Source organism: Variovorax sp. OAS795 (genome assembly GCF_040546685.1).
Classification (GTDB): domain Bacteria; phylum Pseudomonadota; class Gammaproteobacteria; order Burkholderiales; family Burkholderiaceae_C; genus Variovorax.
In genome coordinates this window covers 586203-603734 of sequence record NZ_JBEPOH010000001.1, presented here as the reverse complement: position 1 = coordinate 603734, position 17532 = coordinate 586203, and the positions used below count along the sequence as shown (strand labels likewise).

The following is a 17532-nucleotide window of genomic DNA, read 5'->3' as shown; positions in this document are numbered from 1 at the left end:
TTGTCAGAGGCGCTTGTGTCTGCCCTGGGCACATCAGGTCGCCGTCAGGTGAAATCAGGTAAGGGCTGGTATCGCGGCGGCGTGTTGTCCTTCGTTGCAGGGGCATATCGGGTGACCACGATGCCGCATTTGTAGGCCTGCGCGCCGAGCAGGCGCAAGCTGTGGCCGTTGCGCTGGTCGTGAAACACCGATCGACCGCCGCCCACGGCGGCCGGGTTGACGAAGAACTGGAACTCGTCGACGAGGCCCTCGGCCACCAGCGACGACGCAAAGCCCACGCCGCCGATGCAGAGGATGCCGGCGCCCGGCTGCCGCTTGAGCGCATTCACTTCGTCGGCCATGCGCCCTGCTGCTACTGCGGTCCGCGGCCACCGCGAGGCGTCGAGCTTGTCGGTGAGCACGACCTTGCGCGCATCGACAATTTTCTGCGCAAAGGCGTAGTACGGATCCGCGGGATGGTTGCGTGCGGCGCGGCCCCAGTGGTCGAGATAGCCCTCCTCGACGATCTTGCGGCTCAGGAGAATGGTGTCGATCGACTCGAAGACTTCGTTGAAGTACTGCTTGAGTGCGTCGTCCCAGTTCCAGCGGTCGCCCCAACCCCAGAGTTGCCAGTCGAGTCCGGAATTGGACGCTGCGACGCAGCCATCGACCGACATCTGCATCTGCAGGATGAGCTTTCTCATGAGGTTCTCCTTCGGACGGTTGCCTGACACTGCTCTCGATTTGCAACCGGTTGAAGTATTGAAGTTCTGCCAGCAAAATGCAAGCAGTTTCAAAACAAGAGCAATGCTGCGATGGCAAACCATCAGAAATCCCTGTGCCCCGTCAACCTGTCGCTCGAGATCTTCGGCGACCGCTGGAGCCTGCTCATCGTTCGCGACATGATGTTTGCCGGCAAGCGGCACTTCAGGGAATTCCTGCAGTCCGATGAAGGCATCTCCTCCAACATCCTCGCCGAGCGCCTGGGCACGCTGGTGGAACAGGGCGTGCTTCGCAAGAGCGACGATCCCACGCACAAGCAGAAGGCGATCTACAGCCTGACGCCGATGGGCATCGACCTGCTGCCGGTGGTGGCGCAGATCGGCATCTGGGGGCGCAAGCACCAGCCCGTCACGCGCGAGAGCGCAGCAGCCGCTGCGGCCATGCAAAAAGGCGGGCCGGCGCTCTGGAAGCAGATGCAGGCGGAATTGCGCAAGGCGCATGCGGCGGTTCGCAGAGGCTGAGCCCGGGCACCGTCATCGAATGCGCTTAAGCTAGCGCGCAGCATGAAGCGACGACACCTTTTCCACCTGCTGGCGGGCGCATCCACAGCCGCCGCGCTGGCCGCCTGCGGCAAGCGCAAGCCCTCCGCCGCCGCATTGAAACCCGGCGCCCGCGTGCTCGCGCTGGGCGACAGCCTCACGGCGGGCTACGGCGCGCCGCCCGATGCGGCGTGGCCGGTGAAGCTCGGCGAACTCACCGGTTGGCAGATCGACAACGCGGGCGTCAATGGCGACACCTCGGCCGGCGCGCTGGAGCGCCTGCCATCGCTGCTGCAGGCAGGCAGCTATGACGCGATCCTCATCGGCATCGGCGGCAACGACATGCTTCGCGGCGTGCCGCCCGCAGCGACGCGCGAAAACCTCGCGGCGCTCGTGACCCAGGCCCGCGCGCACACGCCACGTGTCGCACTGCTGGCGACGCCCGCGCCCGATGCAATGCGCGCGGTGGTCGGCTCGCTGAGCGATGCGCCGTTCTACGGCGAGGTCGCGAAGTCGGGACAGGCGCTGCTCGTCGCCAATGTGTATTCGAGCGTGCTGTCGGACGCCTCGCTGCGCTCCGACCGCATCCATGCCAATGCCGCAGGCTATGCCGAGGTTGCGCAGCAGCTGGCGAAACAGTTCAAGGCCGCGGGCTGGCGCTGACCGGGATCAGGGCGCGCTGCCCTGCGGCCCCACCGGCGGCGGTGCCGCACGGCCGTTGGAGCCCGGCGCCAGCTTGCGGCCGAAGGACTCGCCCACCCTGCGCACCGGCCGGCTGGCTTTTTCCGACACGTTGTTGACACCGCGCCGTGTCGCGTCTTCGGCGCGGTCGATGCCGCGGCCGGCGGCGTTGGTGCCGCGCTGCACGCTGTTCACGACCTTGCTGTCACGCGGCGGCGGAGGGAGCGTGCGCGCGGGTTGCACCTTGGGTGGGTTGTCGGCGCTCTGGGCGTGAACCGCGGTGACGGACAGCAACAGGAGCGCGGCGCTCGCAGCCACCAGTGCGAACGAGTGAGCAGGCATCTTGGTCATGAGGGGCTTCCTTTCTTGTCATCGGGATGGCCGGCGTCCACTGCTTCTGCGGCAGCGCGCGCCATGCGTTCGCTCTTCCAGTAGACGTCGTCGCCGCCGTTCATCCGGTTGAGCACGCGCGCCAGCACGAAGAGCAGATCGCTGAGCCGGTTGAGATATTGACGCAAGGCATCGTTGAGTTCCGCCGTGGCGCCGAGCGCCACCACCGCACGCTCGGCACGGCGCGCCACCGTGCGGCACACGTGCGCCAGCGAGGCCGCGCGCGTGCCCGCGGGCAGGATGAATTCAGCGAGGCGCGGCAAGGCTGCGTTGTGCTCGGCCAGCGCGTTGTCCAGCTGCAGCAGCGCCTCGGACTTCAGCAGCGTGAAACCCGGCATCGACAGCTCGCCGCCCAGGTTGAAGAGCTGGTGCTGGACGTCGACGAGCAGCTCGCGCACGGGCTCCGGCATGGGCTCGCAGAGCAGCACGCCGATCTGGGAGTTGAGCTCGTCCACGTCGCCCATGGCGTGCACGCGCAGGTGATCCTTGGGTACGCGCGTGTTGTCGCCGAGACCGGTGGTGCCGTCGTCGCCGGTGCGGGTGGCGATCTGTGAAAGTCGGTTGCCCATGGGCGCTCCTGTTGTGCGTGCGTGGGCGGCTTTTATCGCCCGATGTTCGGAAAGGCCGCGTAGTGGGCTTCGAGTTGCGACGGAAAGGCCGCGAGCGCGCTGAGGGTCGTAGGGTTCATGTGTCTGCCGAAGCGCATTATGGTGCGCGCTCCGTAAAATGGCCGCACAGAGCCACAACCGCCACCCACCTCTCCAGGAGACGACCGATGAACGCCCCGACCCAAACCTCGCACCTGATGCCGGAGCTTCATCTGCGCGACGTGCCCGACAGCCTGATCGAAGGGCTGAAAGCACGCTTCGGGGCGAATTGCTCCACCGCCATGGCGGTGCGCACGCAGCATGGGCGCGACGAGTCCTCGTTCGACGCGCCGCCGCCTTCGGCCGTGATCTTCGCCGAGAGCACGCAGGACGTCGCCGATGCCGTGAAGCTCGCGAGCGAGCACAGCGTGCCGGTCATTCCCTTCGGCGTGGGCTCGTCGCTCGAAGGCCATCTGCTCGCGGTGCAGGGCGGCATCAGCATCGACGTGTCGCGCATGAACAAGGTGCTGTCGGTCAATGCCGACGACCTCACGGTCACGGTGCAGCCCGGCGTCACGCGCAAGCAGCTCAATGAAGAGATCAAGAGCACGGGGCTGTTCTTCCCCATCGACCCGGGCGCCGATGCGTCCATCGGCGGCATGACCGCCACGCGCGCGAGCGGCACGAATGCGGTGCGCTACGGCACCATGCGCGAGAACGTGCTGGCGCTCGAGGTGGTCACGGCCGCTGGCGACGTCATTCGCACCGGCACGCGCGCCAAGAAGTCGTCTGCGGGCTACGACCTCACGCGCCTCATGGTGGGCAGCGAGGGCACGCTGGGCGTGGTCACCGAAGTCACGCTGCGCATCTATCCGCTGCCCGAGGCGGTGTCGGCCGCCATCTGTTCGTTCCCGAGCATCGAGGCCGCGGTGCGCACCACCATCGAGACGATCCAGCTCGGCGTGCCGATCGCGCGCGTGGAGCTGATCGACGTGAACACGGTGCGCATGGTGAACGCCTACGCCAAGCTCAACCTGCGCGAAGAGCCGATGCTGCTGATGGAATTCCACGGCTCGCCGGCCGGCGTGAAGGAACAGGCCGAGACCGTGCAGGAGCTCGCCAGCGGCCACGGCGGCAATGCCTTCGAATGGGCCAGCACGCCGGAAGAACGCACCCGGCTGTGGACCGCGCGGCACAACAGCTACTTTGCGGCCGTGCAGTCGCGCCCGGGCTGCCGCGTGATCTCGACCGACACCTGCGTGCCCATCTCGCGCCTGGCCGACTGCCTGCTCGATTCCGTGGCCGAAGCCGATGCGAGCGGCATCCCCTACTTCCTGGTCGGCCACGTGGGCGACGGCAATTTCCACTTCGGCTACCTGCTGGACCCGAACATCCCCGAAGAGCGCGTGAAGGCGGAGGAACTGAACCATGCGCTCGTGAGCCGCGCGCTGGCGCTCGAGGGCACCTGCACCGGCGAGCACGGCGTGGGGCTGCACAAGATGGACTTCCTGGTGACGGAAGCAGGCGTGGGCGCGATCGACATGATGCGCACGATCAAGCGTGCGCTCGACCCGAAGAACATCATGAACCCCGGCAAGATCTTCGCGCTCTGATCCCTTCGGCGCAGCGAAAGGAAAAAAGCCCGGCGGCTCGCGAGAGCCCCGGGCTTTTTTTTGCGGCCGCGTGTCTTACTTGCGGCGGCGCGCCGGTGGCGGTTCCGGCGGGACGTAGGTTTGCGATGGCGCCGCGCCGCCATCCACGCCGAGCCGGCCGCCGCCGCCCAGGCCCTGGCCGCGCACCGTCTGGGCCTTGTAGTTGCGCAGCGAGCGGACCATCTGGTTGAAGGCGTCCATGAAGGCAGCGGCAATCACCTTGCCTTGCGCCGTGTTGGTGTAGCCGCCGAGGCCGCCGCCGGCGCGGCCGCCGAACACCGAGCCGAAGGCGCCGAAGTCGGTCTTGGAGGCGCTGCCTTCCGAAGCCGCGACCTGCACGCCGGAGCGGTTGTCGATGAGCGTGAGCAGCGCGCTCGCTTCCTTGGTCTGCATGCTGCCCCCGACGGCCGCCAGGGCCCGCCCACGGCCGCCGCCCACCAAACCGCCCAGCGCGCCGCCAATGCCGCCGGCGTCGCTGTTGCTGAACACGATCTCCGGTGAAAGCCCGTAGTCGGACGCCACCATCTGGCCGCGGCCGAAGTTGCTGCCGCCGCGCATCTCACCCGACTGCTGCAGTGCGCGCTCGCGCGTCATGGCGTTCATGCCGGCCGCGCCGCGCTCGACCACCACGAAGCAGTTCGACTGCTGCACCAGCAGGCGCAGCAGGTTGGCCGTGGGCGGCAGGCGGTATTCGCCGGTGAGCACGGTGTACCAGCCGGAGTTCACGTTCTCGATCAGCGAGACCGTGCCGAGCGGCGACTCGCAGCGCTCGAGCTGGCCGCTCTCGCCCGCGGTGGCCGAGCCTGCGGCGCTGCCCGTGGCCATGGTCTTGGCAGACTGGCTGCCCATCTGCATGTCGGTGGTGGCGCAGCCCGTCAGCAGCAGCGCGCCCGCAGCCACGGCCGCGAATGGAAACCTTGTGGTGAACCTCATGATGACTCCCTCTTCCTCGATATCTGGGTTGATGTGCCCGGCGAGGATACGCGTAAAAGATTGCAAGAATCAATCAAGCGAATGTCAGAGGTGACACGCCGCACCTAGGCCGTTCGGCGGATGCGTTCGATCAACCCGTTGAGGGCCTCGATGGAGCCGAAGTGGATGGCCAGTTCGCCGCTTTCCTCGACCTTGCCGCCCCGCTTGCTGCGCTTCTTGATGCGGACCTCGACCTCGGCGGTGAGCAGGTCGGCCAGTTCTTCTTCGACCCGCTGCAGGTCGCGCGACTTCTCGCCGTCGTTGCTGCGGCGCGATGGCGTGAGCGTGAACTCGGCCGCGAGCCGCTTCACCAGTGCCTCGGCTTCGCGCACCGACATCTTCTTGGCGGCGATCTGGTTGGCGGCGGTGATCTGCGTGCCGCGGTCCAGCGACAGCAGCGCGCGGGCGTGGCCCATGTCGATGTCGCCGGCCATCAGCATCTGCTGCGCCGGCTCGGCCAGGTTCAGCAGCCGCAGCAGGTTGCTGGCGGCGCTGCGCGAACGGCCCACGGCTTGGGCGGCAGCTTCGTGAGTGAGCCCAAACTCAGCCACCAGACGTTGCAGGCCCTGGGCTTCTTCGAGCGGGTTCAGGTCTTCGCGCTGGATGTTCTCGATCAGCGACATGGCGGCCGCGGACTCGTTGGGCACGTCGCGCACCAGCACCGGCACGCGGTCGAGACCCGCGAGGCGCGCGGCGCGGAAGCGGCGCTCGCCAGCGATGATTTCGAACTCGGCGTTCTTGGCCTCGGCCGATGCGCTGTCGAGGCGGCGCACCAGGATCGGCTGCATGATGCCCTGCGCCTTGATGCTCTCGGCAAGCTCGTACAGCGCGCCTTCGTCCATGCGGGTGCGCGGCTGGTAGACCCCGGCCACCATCTGGTCGAGCATGAGCGTGGTCGGGTTCTGTGCGACCGCGCCCTCTTCCGTGCCCGCGTTGTCGGCAGCATGGCCGGCGGTCGGTCCGAGCAGCGCCTCGAGGCCGCGTCCCAGGCCCTTGGGTTTCTTGGTCGCCATCAGTGCTTGTCTTTCGAGATTTCGTTCAATAGTTTCCGGCCTTCAGGCCAGTCGCCCAGGCCGGATTCGGCGTTCAGATGGCCGCCCCGGCCGTTGTCGACGAAGCGCGCGCCCCAGTCGGCCGCCAGCTGGCGCGAGCGCGCGGCGGCGCAATAGGGATCGTCGTTGGCGGCGACCAATACCGTGGGGAATGGCAGCGCTTGCCGCACGATCGGCGCCCAGCCCGGGATGAGCTGGCGCAGGTCGTCGCGTTCCAGGTCGCCGGGTGCGACCAGTAGCGCGCCGCGCACCTTGTGGGTGTTGCGCGAATGCGCGGCCCAGGCGGCCACGAGGATGCAGCCCAGGCTGTGCGCCGCAAACAAGACCTGGCCCGGTGCGGCGAGCACCTCGTCTTCGAGCCGCGCCGACCAGTCGCCGCGCAACGGGCGCATCCACTCGTGCTGCTCGACGCGCCGGTCGGCGTACAGCGATTCCCACCGGGTCTGCCAATGGCCGGGGCCACTGTTCTGCCAGCCCGGCAGCAAGAGGATGCGGGGGGTCGTCGTCATCGGCGGGATTCGGGTTGGCACAGGCCCACGGCGGACCGCGTCAAAGGCTTTTTTCGCTGGTGGAATCGGATGCGGCCGCAGGGGCGAGCACGTCTTCCGGAATCGCCAGGCTGGGCGCGCCGGGATCGACCGGTGCGATCGGCGGCGCCACCGCATTCGACGCAAAGGCGCTGGCGGGCGGCAGCTTCTCGACCAGCTCCTTGGCAAAGGCAATGAAGGCCTGGCTGCCGCGCGCAGCCGGGTCGAACACCACGCCCGGCAGGCCGTAGCTCGGCGCCTCGGCGAGCCGCACGTTGCGCGGGATGACCGTGTCGAACACCTTGTCGCCGAAGTGAGCCTTGAGTTGTTCGCTCACCTGCTGCTGCAGCGTGATGCGCGGATCGAACATCACGCGCAGGAGGCCGATGATCTGCAGGTTCTTGTTCAGGTTGGCGTGCACCTGCTTGATGGTGTTGACCAGGTCGGTGAGCCCCTCCAGCGCGAAGTATTCGCACTGCATGGGCACGATCACGCCATGCGCCGCGCACAGGCCGTTGAGGGTGAGCAGGCTCAGGCTCGGCGGGCAATCGATCAGCACGAAGTCGTACTCGGCGCCCACTGCCGCCAGCGCCGTGCGCAGGCGCTTTTCGCGGCGGTCCAGCGCCACCATCTCGACTTCGGCGCCGGCCAGTTCGCGGTTGGCGCCGAGCACGTCGTAGCCGCAACCGCCCTCCACCAGCTTGTCGGCCTTGACCCTCGCCTCGGCCACGGAGGCCGACTCGAGCAGCACGTCGTAGACCGTGAGTTCGAGCTGGCGCTTGTCGATGCCGGAACCCATGGTCGCATTGCCCTGGGGATCGAGGTCGATCATCAGCACTCGCTGGCCGACCTTGGCCAGGCCGGCGGCAAGGTTCACGGTGGTGGTGGTCTTGCCGACGCCGCCCTTCTGGTTGGCAATGCAGAAAATCTTGGCCATAAGGGAATCAGCGGGAAATGGCGAGCTTGACGCCGAATGCGATCAGGAAAACGCCCGCGAGCTTCTCGAGTGCGCCAGAAATACGCGGGTTGGCGCGAATGCGCTCCGCCAGGAAATGCGTGAGCAGCGTCGACGTCAGCCCATACAGGAAGGTCAGCACCGCGATGGTCACGGCCATGGCGCCGAAAGTGACCACGCCCTGGTGGCGGGCGGGATCGACGAACAGCGGGAAAAAGGCCATGTAGAACACGATCGCCTTGGGGTTCAGCAAGGTGATCGCGAGCGCCTGGCGCAGGAAATGGCTGGGGCGGATGTTGAGGATCGGGGCTGCGCCAGGTTTGGCCAGCAGCATCCTGGCGCCCAGCCATGCCAGGTAGGCGGCCCCAAGCCATTGCACAGCCTTGAACGCCGCGGGATAGGCCGCCAGCACGGCCGAGACGCCCGCCACGGCGGCCCACATCAGGACTTGGTCTCCGAGGATCACGCCCATCGTGGCCGCCAATCCTCCGCGAATCCCGCCTTTGCTGGTCGAAGTGATCAGCGCCAGGTTGCCCGGGCCGGGTATCAGAAGAAAGAGGACGATGGCGGCGACGAATGCGCCGTAGTCAGCAATGCCGAACATGGATTTGCCTCGGGAAGAGAGCCAGGGGAGGCGTCGAGTCTAAGCGAGGCCGCCCGCGCCGACACCCATGGGCTGGGGCTTTCCGAGGCAAAGGCGCCTTCTTTTTACAGGCTCAGGCTGTTTGTTTGCGCGCCCAGACGATGCAGCGCTCGGCGTCGAGCCCGGGAACGACCAATTGTTCCACGTGAAACACCGAGACACCCGCAGGCAGCACGGCAAGCTCTTCGGTGGGCACCTTGCCTTTCATGGCCAGCCAGACGCCCTCGGGTGCCAGCAGGTGCGCCGAGCCGCTGAAAAAATCCGGCAGCGAAGCGAAGGCCCGCGAGCTGATCACTTCATAGCTTCCAGTCAGCGACTCCACGCGCGCATGCAGGCCACGCAGGTTGGGCAGTTCAAGCTCGGCGGCCACCTGCTGCACGAATGCCGCTTTCTTGGCCACCGCGTCGAGGCAGCTGACCTCGAGGTCCGGCCGCATGATGGCAATCACCACGCCGGGCAAGCCCCCGCCCGATCCCACGTCCAGCAACTTGCCCTTCCCTGCCCATTCGCGCTGCAGCGGCGCAACCGCCGCAAGGCTGTCGAGCAGATGGTGCGTGAGCACGCTGGCAGGATCGCGCAGTGCCGTAAGGTTGTAGACCTTGTTCCACTTGAGCATCAGCGTGCCATAAGACAGCAGCTGCTCCGCTTGGGGACCGGACAAGGCGAGGCCCAGGGCTGCCGCGCCCTCGCGCAGCGTCTCGATGGGGGCACTCATTGGGCCGACTGCGTTTCGGTTGCGGCGTCGGCGTCGCGGTTGAACGCCTTGTGGCCGCCCTTGCGCAGATGGATCATCAGCAAGGAAATGGCCGCAGGCGTCACACCCGAGATGCGCGATGCCAGCCCGAGCGTTTCGGGCCGGTGCTTGTCGAGCTTCTGGCGCACCTCGAAGCTCAACGCCTTGACCTGGCCATAGTCGAAGTCCGGCGGCAGGCGCAGGTTTTCGAAATGCGCGGCCCGCTCCACTTCGTCGTGCTGCCGCTCGATGTAGCCCGAATACTTGGCCGAGATCTCGATCTGCTCGATTTCGGTTTCATTCAGCGCCACGGGTGCACCGTACTTCCCGCCGTCCAGCGACATCAGCGTCTGGTAGTTCACATCCGGCCGGCGCAGCAGGTCGGCCAGGTTGTATTCGTGCTCGATCGCCTTGCCGAGCACGCGCTCCGACTCCGCGGCCGGCAGGTTCCGTGGGTTGACCCAGATCGACCGGAGGCGTTCTGTTTCACGTGAAACAACTTCCCGCTTGCGGCTGAAAGCCTCCCATTGGGCGTCGCCGACCAAGCCCAGTTTGCGCCCTGCTTCGGTCAGTCGCATGTCGGCGTTGTCTTCGCGCAGCTGCAGCCTGAATTCGGCCCGGCTGGTGAACATGCGATAGGGCTCGGTCACGCCCTTGGTGATCAGATCGTCGACGAGCACGCCTAGGTAGGCTTCGTCGCGGCGCGGCAGCCAGGCATCTTCGCCACGGCATTGCAGGGCGGCGTTGATGCCGGCAAACAGGCCCTGGGCCGCGGCTTCCTCGTAGCCGGTGGTGCCGTTGATCTGGCCGGCAAAGAACAGCCCCTTGACCGAACGGGTCTCGAAGCTGCTCTTGAGTTCGCGCGGGTCGAAGTAGTCGTACTCGATGGCATAGCCCGGCCGCAGGATGTGCGCGTTCTCCAGGCCCGGCATCGAACGCACCAGCTGGTACTGGATGTCGAACGGCAGGCTGGTCGAAATCCCGTTCGGGTAGTACTCGTTGGTCGTCAGGCCTTCGGGTTCGAGGAAGATCTGGTGGCTTTCCTTGTCGGCGAAGCGGTTGATCTTGTCTTCGACGCTCGGGCAGTAGCGCGGGCCCACGCCATCGATCTTGCCGGTGAACATGGGGCTGCGGTCGAAGCCCGAGCGGATGATGTCGTGCGTGCGCGCGTTGGTATGGGTGATCCAGCAGGCCATCTGCTGCGGATGCATGTCGGTCCGGCCCATGAAGCTGAACACCGGCATCGGACCTGCCCCGCCCGGCATGCCGTCCCCCGGCTGCTCGGTGCACTTCGAGAAATCGATGGTCCGGCCGTCCAGGCGCGGTGGCGTGCCAGTCTTCAGGCGGCCCTGCGGCAACTTCAGCTCCTTGAGCCGCGCCGACAGGCTGATGGCCGGTGGATCGCCCGCGCGGCCGGCCTGGTAGTTGTCGAGGCCCACATGGATCCGGCCGTCGAGAAAAGTGCCGGCCGTGAGCACCACGGTGCGCGCGCGGAAGGCGATGCCGACCTGCGTCACGGCGCCCACCACGCGGTCGCCCTCCACCATCAGGTCATCGACCGCTTGCTGGAACAGGCTGAGATTCGGCTGGTTTTCGAGCCGGCGGCGGATCGCGGCCTTGTAGAGCACCCGGTCGGCCTGGGCGCGGGTGGCCCGCACGGCCGGGCCCTTGCTCGAATTGAGAATGCGGAACTGGATACCCGCCTCGTCGGTGGCAATGGCCATGGCCCCGCCCAGTGCATCGACTTCTTTCACCAAGTGGCCCTTGCCGATGCCGCCGATCGACGGGTTGCAGCTCATCTGCCCCAGCGTCTCGATGTTGTGGGACAGCAGCAGCGTCCTGGCGCCCATGCGGGCGGCCGCGAGCGCGGCCTCGGTGCCGGCGTGGCCACCGCCAACGACGATGACATCAAATTCTTCGGGGTACAGCATGAGAAGGGGCGCACGGGCGCGTGCGCTGCGCAAAGGGGGCACCAATTTTAATCGGGGGTACCCTTCTGCGCCGCGAATAAGGGCAACTGTGCTCGCAGTCGCCAGACCTTTTCCGCCCCACAGAAATTCACAGCGTTGCTACTAATTTAGTAGCAAACTATCCAGCACTGCTACGCCTCAGTCTGCCGCGGCTGCCAGTTCTACCACCGGCACCGGTTTTTCAATTCCCACGATCGCGCCGGTCGGCTGGGGTGCTGCCGCGGGTGCCACGCTTTCGTCCTGCACTTCCCGCACGCGCAGGTCCTTGCCCGTCATCGTCACGGCACCGAAGATCGTACAGAAGGCCACGTCCTTGGCATCGCGTCCGGTGCCCACGCGCACGAGCCGATCGACCGGCGCCATGCGCGTCGGATCGAACAGCACCCATCGGCCGCCGATCCAGGCTTCGAACACCGCATGAAAGTCCTGCGGTGGCTCGTCGAACCACACATAGCCCACCACCAGCCGCGCCGGGATGTTCAGCGCCCGGCAGAACGTGATGCCCAGGTGCGCGAAGTCGCGGCACACCCCGGCGCGTTCGACGAACACCTCGCGCGACGTGGTCGTCGAATTGCTGCTGCCCGGTTCGTAGGCGATGCTCTCGTGGATCCAGTCCACGATCGCCTGCACCCGGCCGATGCCCGGCGGCAGATCGCCGAACAGTTGCTGCGCGCAGCGCGACATCAGGTCCGACTCGCAGTAGCGCGACGGCATCATGTAGTGGAGGATTTCGTCCGGCACCTGGTTGACCGGAACCTCGGCAAGGTCCAACGGCAGATCGAGCTGCCGGCGCTGCACGCTGGCCCGGTAGCTGATCTGCAGCGGGCCCGGCTGCGCGTCGAAACGCACGAAGCGGTTGCCGCTCGATTCGTCGCAGTAGAACCGCACCTCGGTCGGCGGCTCGATCGTCAGCATCTCGCTGATGACGGCCTGCGCGCCCGCCTGCGCGGCCTCGATGTTCAGCAGCATGTGCGCGGGCGCCTGGACGTCGTAGCGGAGATCTGCCTCGATGTGGGAGATGTGCATGCGCGCTTCAGACCCGGCGGCGCCGCGAACGGTGCTCGGGAAGCTGCCAGTGCGATTGCGTCACCAGCAGCACCCGCACCACGCGGTGCGCCGGACTCTGCAGCAGCAAGCCGAGCGGACGCGCACACGGCCACCGGGGTTTCAGGCGCTGCATCAGTCGATCGCTTTTTTCACTGCGCCCACGCCCAATGCGGCCAGCACCACGAACAGCACCGCCAGCACCAGGAACAGCCCGAACAGCAACTTGGCGATACCCGCCGCACCCGCGGCGATGCCGCCGAAGCCCAGCACCGCGGCCACCAACGAAATCAACGCAAAGATAATCGCGTACTTCAACATCTCGAATCACTCCTATCAGCGGGCCTCGCCCACCGTGCGGGCACAGCTTAGGAACACGCCGCAGCCGCCCCGATAGTCGGCGCGCGCGAGCGGCCGTAGGACAAAAACGCGCAGCGGGCAAACCCGCTAGCATCCCCACGGTCCACGGATCGATTTCCGCCAACCTCATCCCAACCTGGAGATTTCCCGCATGAAGCTGTACTACTCGCCCGGTGCCTGTTCGCTCTCGCCCCACATCGCACTGCACGAGGCAGGCATTGCCTTCGAACCCGTGATGGCGAGCACCAAGAGCCACAAGCTGCAGGACGGCACCGACTACTACGGCATCAACCCGCTCGGCTATGTGCCGATGCTCGAACTCGACGACGGCACGCGCCTGCGCGAAGGCCCGGCCATCGTGCAGTACATCGCCGACCTCGCGCCCACCAAGAACCTGGCGCCGGCGGCCGGCACCCTGCAGCGCTACCGCCTGCAGGAGTGGCTGACCTTCATCGGCACCGAGATGCACAAGGGCTACAGCCCGCTGTTCAACCCGGCCATGCCCGAAGAAGCCAAGACCCTCTTCAAGGACAAGCTGAAGTCGCGCTACCAATGGCTCGACGGCCAGTTGGCCGACAAGCAGTACCTCATGGGAGAGCATTTCAGCGTGGCCGATGGCTACCTGTTCACCGTCACCAACTGGGCCAAGCCCACCGGCGTCGACATTTCGGGCTTCCCCAACCTGCAGGCCTGGCACGCCCGCGTGGGTGCCCGCCCTGCGGTTCAAAGTGCGATGAAGGCCGAAGGCCTGCTGAAGTAAGAAGAAGTAGCAAGAACAGAAGCGGCCCAATTCCTTCTCGGGGAAAACCCGGGCCGCTTTCAGCCACAAGCCGCATGCCGCGGCTTTTTTTTCGGGTCACGCTATGCATCCTGCTTCCGTGGAATTGCAAAGGACCCGACGATGGCCGAAGCCCCTGCCCTGCATGAACTGCGCGAGGAGATGCGCGGGCCCGTGATGTGGCTCACGATCGACCGCGAGGAACGGCGCAATGCCCTCAGCGCCGGCGTGCTCGCGGCGCTGTCGGGGGCCTTGGCGCGTGCCGACACCGACCGCGGCGTGCGTGCCGTGGTCATCACCGGCGCCGGCACGCGCGCCTTCTGCGCCGGCGCCGACCTGCAAAGTGGCACCTCGTTCAAGTTCCGCTACGACGAGCCCCACCAGGCGCTCGCGAACCTGTTCCGCCAGGCCCGCCAATCGACCGTTCCACTGATCGCGCGCGTGAACGGCGCCTGCATGGCGGGCGGCATGGGGATCATGGGCATGTGCGACATGGCGGTGGCCAGCAGCCAGGCGGTGTTCGGCCTGCCCGAGGTCAAGGTCGGCCTCTTCCCGGCGCAGGTGCTCAGCGTGGTGGGCCACCTGCTGCCGCGCCGCGTGCTGGCCGAGATGTGCATCGCCGGCGAACCCATCACCGCCGCACAGGCGCTCGCACATGGACTGGTGAACCGCGTGAGCGACGATGTCGACGAAAGCGTCGACTGGCTGCTCGGCCGCGTGCTCGACAAGTCGCCCGCGGCCATACGCCGCGGCCTGTACACCCTGAAGAAGATCGAGACGATGGCGTTCGAGGAATCGATGGCGTTCACCGAAAGCCAGATTGGCCTCTTCGCCCTCACCGACGATGCGGCCGAAGGCCAGCTCGCATTCCGCGAGAAGCGCAAGCCGCAGTGGAGCGGCCGATGAGCCACAACACCGGCAACAACGATCCCATCGTCCGCATCGGCGGTGCCTCGGGATTCTGGGGCGACAGCAGCATGGGCGCGCCGCAGCTCGTGGCCAGCGGCCAGATCGACTACCTCGTGTTCGACTACCTGGCCGAACTCACGATGTCGATCCTCGCGGGCGCACGGCTCAAGAAGCCGGAGCTCGGCTACGCCACCGACTTCGTCTCGGTCGCGATGAAGGCCGTGCTCCAGGACGTGGTGCGCCAGGGCATCCGCGTGGTGAGCAACGCGGGCGGCGTCAATCCCGAGGGCTGCGCCGCGGCACTCGCTGCGCTGGCGGCCGAGCAAGGCATTGCATTGAAGATCGCCGTTGTGAGCGGCGACGATGTGTCCCCGCTGCTGCCCGAGCTGCGGCAGCGCCAGCCGCCGGTGCGCGAACTGCAAAGCGGCCTGCCGCTGCCGGAGCGCGTGCTCACGGCCAATGCCTATCTCGGCGCGGCGCCGATCCAGGCGGCCCTCGACGCGGGCGCACAAGTGGTCATCACCGGCCGCTGCGTCGATTCCGCCGTCACGCTCGGCGTGCTGATGCATGCGTTCGGCTGGCAGCCCGGCGACCACGACCTGCTCGCGGCCGGCAGCCTCGCGGGCCACATCATCGAGTGCGGCTGCCAGGCCACCGGCGGCCTGCACACCGACTGGGACACGGTGCCCGACTGGCCGAACATCGGCTACCCCATCGTCGAATGCCGCGCCGACGGCAGCTTCGTCGTCACCAAGCCCGCAGGCACGGGCGGCAAGGTCACGCCCGCGGTGGTGGGCGAACAGATGCTGTACGAGATCGGCGATCCCGGCGCCTACCTGCTGCCGGACGTGGTGGCGGACTTCACGCAGGTGCGCATCGAACAGGCGGGCGAGCACCGCGTGCGCGTGCACGGCGCACGCGGGCGCGCGCCCACTGCGAGCTACAAGGTCTGCGCCACCTACGTGGAAGGCTTCAAGAGCGCGGCGCAACTCACCATTGTCGGATTCGATGCCGTTGCCAAGGCGCGCCGCACCGGCGAGGCCATCCTCGCGCGCACGGGCACGCTGTTCGCCGAGCATGGCTTCGGCCCCTACAGCGGCGTGCAACTCGAGGTGCTCGGCGCCGAGTCGTGCTACGGGCCGCATGCACAGGCCGCGCAGACGCGCGAAGCCGTGCTCCGGCTCGCGGTGACGCACGCGCGCAAGGAAGCGCTCGAACTCTTCGCGCGCGAAGTGGCGCCGGCCGGCACCTCATGGGCACCGGGCACCACGGGCGCGGGCGGCGGACGCTCGTCCGTGTCGCCATCGATCCGGCAGTTCGCGTTCCTGCTCGACAAGTCGAAGGTCCAGGCCCGCGTGACCCTGAACGGGCAGCGCATCGAACTGCCGCCCGATGCAGCCTTTGCGCCTGAAGAGAGGCCCGCTTCGCCGACACCCTCGACGGCGGCTTCGACGCAGGCCTGCGAACCCGCCGGTGACGACGCCATCGAGGTGCCGCTCATCCGTCTCGCATGGGCCCGCAGCGGCGACAAGGGCGACACCTCGAACATCGGCGTGATCGCGCGCCACCCCTCGGTGCTGCCATTGCTGCACGAGCAGCTCACCGAAGCGCGTGTGGCCGCATGGCTGGCCCACCTCGTGAAGGGCAAGGTGACGCGCTACGAAGTGCCCGGGATCCGGGCTTTCAATTTCGTGTGCGAGCAGGCGCTGGGCGGCGGCGGCATGGCCTCGCTGCGCAACGATCCGCTCGGCAAGGGCATGGGGCAGATCCTGCTCGCGATGCCGGTGCGCGCGGGCGCGGCCTTGCTGGCGCTCGCGGCAGCCGGCACGGCAAACGCCTAGCAGCAACGGGACAACCGTGCGACAGCAGGGTTGGCCGCGCGGGTTTAGCCTCGCGGCCTCCTTTGCACTTTTACGACCGCGAAAAAAAATGCCCTCCCTCTTCGACCCCGTACAGGCCGGCGACCTGAAGCTCGCCAACCGCATCGTCATGGCGCCGCTCACGCGCAACCGCTCGCCCGAAGCCATTCCGCAGGACATCGCGGCCACCTACTACGCGCAACGCGCCACGGCCGGCCTGCTCATCACCGAAGCCACGGCCGTGAGCCACCAGGGCCAGGGCTATGCCGACGTGCCGGGCCTCTACGGCACCGAGCAGCTCGACGGCTGGAAGCGCGTGACGGATGCGGTGCATGCCAAGGGCGGCAAGATCGTCGTGCAGCTGTGGCACGTGGGACGCGTGTCGCACACCGAGCTTCAGCCCGAAGGCGGCAAGCCCGTCGCGCCCTCGGCCATCACCGCCAAGACCAAGACCGTGCTCATCAAGGATGGCGTGCCGACCTTCGTCGCCACCTCCGAGCCGCGCGCGCTCGACGTGGAAGAGCTCCCCGGCATCGTCCACACCTTTGCGGCGGCCGCGCGCAATGCAGTGGAAACCGCGGGCTTCGACGGCGTGGAACTCCACGGCGCCAACGGCTACCTGCTCGACCAGTTCCTGAAGGACGGCAGCAACAAGCGCACGGACGACTACGGCGGCAGCATCGAGAACCGCGCCCGCCTGCTGCTGGAAGCCACCCGCGCGGTGGTCGATGCGGTCGGCGGCGGCAGGACCGGCATCCGCCTGTCGCCCGTCACGCCGGCCAACGACGTGCACGACTCCGATCCGCAGCCGCTCTTCACCTACGTGGTGAAGCAGCTCGCGCCGCTCGGCCTGGCCTACGTCCACGTCATCGAAGGTGCCACCGGCGGCCCGCGCGAGATCGAGGACCGACCGTTCGACTACGAGGCCCTCAAGGCCGCCTACCGCCAGGCCGGCGGCAAGGGCGCCTGGATGGTCAACAACGGCTACGACAAGCCGCTGGCGGACGAGGCCGTCAAGGAGGGCGACGACCTCGTGGCCTTCGGCAAGCCCTTCATCGCGAACCCCGACCTGGTGCGCCGCCTGCGCGAGAACGCGCCGCTCAACGAAGTCGACAAGGCCACCATGTACGGCGGCGGCACCAAGGGCTACACCGACTACCCTGCGCTGGGTTGACGGCC

Annotated in this window: 20 protein-coding genes; 7 read left to right on the top strand and 13 right to left on the bottom strand. The window is 67.3% G+C overall.

Annotated features, from left to right (window positions below; all coding sequences use genetic code 11):
• Positions 1–44: 44 nt before the first annotated feature.
• Positions 45–683 carry a dihydrofolate reductase family protein gene (locus ABID97_RS02965; protein WP_354397069.1) on the bottom strand — a complete coding sequence of 213 codons (639 nt, stop codon included), beginning with the start codon at positions 681–683 and terminating at the stop codon, positions 45–47.
• A 111-nt stretch (positions 684–794) separates the two neighbouring features.
• Between ABID97_RS02965 and ABID97_RS02960 the strand changes: the two genes are divergently transcribed.
• Together ABID97_RS02960 and ABID97_RS02955 are read left to right on the top strand one after the other, a co-directional pair.
• Positions 795–1223 (top strand): winged helix-turn-helix transcriptional regulator, encoded by a 429-nt coding sequence (locus tag ABID97_RS02960; protein WP_354397068.1) that lies wholly within the window; start codon positions 795–797, stop codon positions 1221–1223.
• Positions 1224–1265: 42 nt separating this feature from the next.
• Positions 1266–1904, top strand: a complete 639-nt coding sequence (locus ABID97_RS02955) for a GDSL-type esterase/lipase family protein (protein ID WP_354397067.1) — start codon at positions 1266–1268, stop codon at positions 1902–1904.
• Between the two features lie 6 nt (positions 1905–1910).
• Here the strand turns inward: ABID97_RS02955 and ABID97_RS02950 are convergent, their stop codons facing one another.
• Positions 1911–2273, bottom strand: coding sequence for a hypothetical protein (locus ABID97_RS02950; protein WP_354397066.1), 363 nt, complete (start codon positions 2271–2273; stop codon positions 1911–1913).
• A complete protein-coding gene (locus ABID97_RS02945; protein WP_354397065.1) occupies positions 2270–2881 on the bottom strand; it encodes a cob(I)yrinic acid a,c-diamide adenosyltransferase in 612 nt (203 codons plus the stop codon). The genes ABID97_RS02950 and ABID97_RS02945 overlap by 4 nt, the downstream gene beginning before the upstream one ends.
• Before the next feature lie 206 nt (positions 2882–3087).
• Between ABID97_RS02945 and ABID97_RS02940 the strand changes: the two genes are divergently transcribed.
• Positions 3088–4512 (top strand): FAD-binding oxidoreductase, encoded by a 1425-nt coding sequence (locus tag ABID97_RS02940; RefSeq protein ID WP_354397064.1) that lies wholly within the window; start codon positions 3088–3090, stop codon positions 4510–4512.
• Positions 4513–4587: 75 nt separating this feature from the next.
• Here ABID97_RS02940 and ABID97_RS02935 read toward each other — a convergent pair whose 3' ends face one another.
• The 10 genes from ABID97_RS02935 to ABID97_RS02890 all read right to left on the bottom strand — a co-directional run bounded on the left by ABID97_RS02935 (position 4588) and on the right by ABID97_RS02890 (position 12768).
• Positions 4588–5484, bottom strand: coding sequence for a CsgG/HfaB family protein (locus ABID97_RS02935; RefSeq protein ID WP_354397063.1), 897 nt, complete (start codon positions 5482–5484; stop codon positions 4588–4590).
• Positions 5485–5588: 104 nt separating this feature from the next.
• Positions 5589–6536, bottom strand: a complete 948-nt coding sequence (locus tag ABID97_RS02930) for a ParB/RepB/Spo0J family partition protein (RefSeq protein ID WP_354397062.1) — start codon at positions 6534–6536, stop codon at positions 5589–5591.
• Positions 6536–7084 (bottom strand): RBBP9/YdeN family alpha/beta hydrolase, encoded by a 549-nt coding sequence (locus ABID97_RS02925; protein ID WP_354397061.1) that lies wholly within the window; start codon positions 7082–7084, stop codon positions 6536–6538. The genes ABID97_RS02930 and ABID97_RS02925 overlap by 1 nt, the downstream gene beginning before the upstream one ends.
• A 40-nt stretch (positions 7085–7124) precedes the next feature.
• Positions 7125–8039, bottom strand: coding sequence for a ParA family protein (locus ABID97_RS02920; protein WP_354397060.1), 915 nt, complete (start codon positions 8037–8039; stop codon positions 7125–7127).
• Positions 8040–8046: 7 nt separating this feature from the next.
• Positions 8047–8661 carry a LysE family transporter gene (locus ABID97_RS02915; RefSeq protein ID WP_354397059.1) on the bottom strand — a complete coding sequence of 205 codons (615 nt, stop codon included), beginning with the start codon at positions 8659–8661 and terminating at the stop codon, positions 8047–8049.
• A 112-nt stretch (positions 8662–8773) separates the two neighbouring features.
• Positions 8774–9415, bottom strand: a complete 642-nt coding sequence (gene rsmG, locus ABID97_RS02910) for a 16S rRNA (guanine(527)-N(7))-methyltransferase RsmG (protein WP_354397058.1) — start codon at positions 9413–9415, stop codon at positions 8774–8776.
• Entirely contained in the window at positions 9412–11364 is a 1953-nt protein-coding gene (gene mnmG / locus ABID97_RS02905; protein WP_354397057.1) for a tRNA uridine-5-carboxymethylaminomethyl(34) synthesis enzyme MnmG, read from the bottom strand. The genes rsmG and mnmG overlap by 4 nt, the downstream gene beginning before the upstream one ends.
• A 177-nt stretch (positions 11365–11541) precedes the next feature.
• The gene (locus ABID97_RS02900; RefSeq protein ID WP_354397056.1) at positions 11542–12429 is read right to left on the bottom strand and encodes a transglutaminase-like domain-containing protein; all 888 of its coding nucleotides are present in this window, start codon (positions 12427–12429) and stop codon (positions 11542–11544) included.
• 7 nt (positions 12430–12436) lie between these two features.
• Complete coding sequence (locus ABID97_RS02895) at positions 12437–12583, bottom strand: hypothetical protein (RefSeq protein WP_354397055.1); 147 nt, start codon at positions 12581–12583, stop codon at positions 12437–12439.
• Complete coding sequence (locus tag ABID97_RS02890; protein ID WP_354397054.1) at positions 12583–12768, bottom strand: DUF1328 family protein; 186 nt, start codon at positions 12766–12768, stop codon at positions 12583–12585. Before ABID97_RS02890 ends, ABID97_RS02895 begins: the two co-directional genes overlap by 1 nt.
• A 190-nt stretch (positions 12769–12958) precedes the next feature.
• Between ABID97_RS02890 and gstA the strand changes: the two genes are divergently transcribed.
• From gstA to ABID97_RS02870, 4 genes are all read left to right on the top strand, one after another.
• Complete coding sequence (gene gstA / locus ABID97_RS02885; protein WP_354397053.1) at positions 12959–13567, top strand: glutathione transferase GstA; 609 nt, start codon at positions 12959–12961, stop codon at positions 13565–13567.
• Between the two features lie 141 nt (positions 13568–13708).
• Positions 13709–14491, top strand: a complete 783-nt coding sequence (locus ABID97_RS02880) for an enoyl-CoA hydratase-related protein (protein WP_354397052.1) — start codon at positions 13709–13711, stop codon at positions 14489–14491.
• Positions 14488–16335, top strand: coding sequence for an acyclic terpene utilization AtuA family protein (locus ABID97_RS02875; protein ID WP_354397051.1), 1848 nt, complete (start codon positions 14488–14490; stop codon positions 16333–16335). The genes ABID97_RS02880 and ABID97_RS02875 overlap by 4 nt, the downstream gene beginning before the upstream one ends.
• Positions 16336–16423: 88 nt before the next feature.
• Positions 16424–17527, top strand: coding sequence for an alkene reductase (locus ABID97_RS02870; protein ID WP_354397050.1), 1104 nt, complete (start codon positions 16424–16426; stop codon positions 17525–17527).
• Positions 17528–17532 lie beyond the last annotated feature (5 nt).

Excerpts from the sequence above, each read along its gene's own strand:
- ABID97_RS02965 (WP_354397069.1), bottom strand. The coding sequence starts at position 683 with ATGAGAAAGCTCATCCTGCAGATGCAGATGTCGGTCGATGGCTGCGTC.
- ABID97_RS02960 (WP_354397068.1), top strand. The coding sequence starts at position 795 with ATGGCAAACCATCAGAAATCCCTGTGCCCCGTCAACCTGTCGCTCGAG.
- ABID97_RS02955 (WP_354397067.1), top strand. The coding sequence starts at position 1,266 with ATGAAGCGACGACACCTTTTCCACCTGCTGGCGGGCGCATCCACAGCC.
- ABID97_RS02950 (WP_354397066.1), bottom strand. The coding sequence starts at position 2,273 with ATGACCAAGATGCCTGCTCACTCGTTCGCACTGGTGGCTGCGAGCGCC.
- ABID97_RS02945 (WP_354397065.1), bottom strand. The coding sequence starts at position 2,881 with ATGGGCAACCGACTTTCACAGATCGCCACCCGCACCGGCGACGACGGC.
- ABID97_RS02940 (WP_354397064.1), top strand. The coding sequence starts at position 3,088 with ATGAACGCCCCGACCCAAACCTCGCACCTGATGCCGGAGCTTCATCTG.
- ABID97_RS02935 (WP_354397063.1), bottom strand. The coding sequence starts at position 5,484 with ATGAGGTTCACCACAAGGTTTCCATTCGCGGCCGTGGCTGCGGGCGCG.
- ABID97_RS02930 (WP_354397062.1), bottom strand. The coding sequence starts at position 6,536 with ATGGCGACCAAGAAACCCAAGGGCCTGGGACGCGGCCTCGAGGCGCTG.
- ABID97_RS02925 (WP_354397061.1), bottom strand. The coding sequence starts at position 7,084 with ATGACGACGACCCCCCGCATCCTCTTGCTGCCGGGCTGGCAGAACAGT.
- ABID97_RS02920 (WP_354397060.1), bottom strand. The coding sequence starts at position 8,039 with ATGGCCAAGATTTTCTGCATTGCCAACCAGAAGGGCGGCGTCGGCAAG.
- ABID97_RS02915 (WP_354397059.1), bottom strand. The coding sequence starts at position 8,661 with ATGTTCGGCATTGCTGACTACGGCGCATTCGTCGCCGCCATCGTCCTC.
- rsmG (WP_354397058.1), bottom strand. The coding sequence starts at position 9,415 with ATGAGTGCCCCCATCGAGACGCTGCGCGAGGGCGCGGCAGCCCTGGGC.
- mnmG (WP_354397057.1), bottom strand. The coding sequence starts at position 11,364 with ATGCTGTACCCCGAAGAATTTGATGTCATCGTCGTTGGCGGTGGCCAC.
- ABID97_RS02900 (WP_354397056.1), bottom strand. The coding sequence starts at position 12,429 with ATGCACATCTCCCACATCGAGGCAGATCTCCGCTACGACGTCCAGGCG.
- ABID97_RS02895 (WP_354397055.1), bottom strand. The coding sequence starts at position 12,583 with ATGCAGCGCCTGAAACCCCGGTGGCCGTGTGCGCGTCCGCTCGGCTTG.
- ABID97_RS02890 (WP_354397054.1), bottom strand. The coding sequence starts at position 12,768 with ATGTTGAAGTACGCGATTATCTTTGCGTTGATTTCGTTGGTGGCCGCG.
- gstA (WP_354397053.1), top strand. The coding sequence starts at position 12,959 with ATGAAGCTGTACTACTCGCCCGGTGCCTGTTCGCTCTCGCCCCACATC.
- ABID97_RS02880 (WP_354397052.1), top strand. The coding sequence starts at position 13,709 with ATGGCCGAAGCCCCTGCCCTGCATGAACTGCGCGAGGAGATGCGCGGG.
- ABID97_RS02875 (WP_354397051.1), top strand. The coding sequence starts at position 14,488 with ATGAGCCACAACACCGGCAACAACGATCCCATCGTCCGCATCGGCGGT.
- ABID97_RS02870 (WP_354397050.1), top strand. The coding sequence starts at position 16,424 with ATGCCCTCCCTCTTCGACCCCGTACAGGCCGGCGACCTGAAGCTCGCC.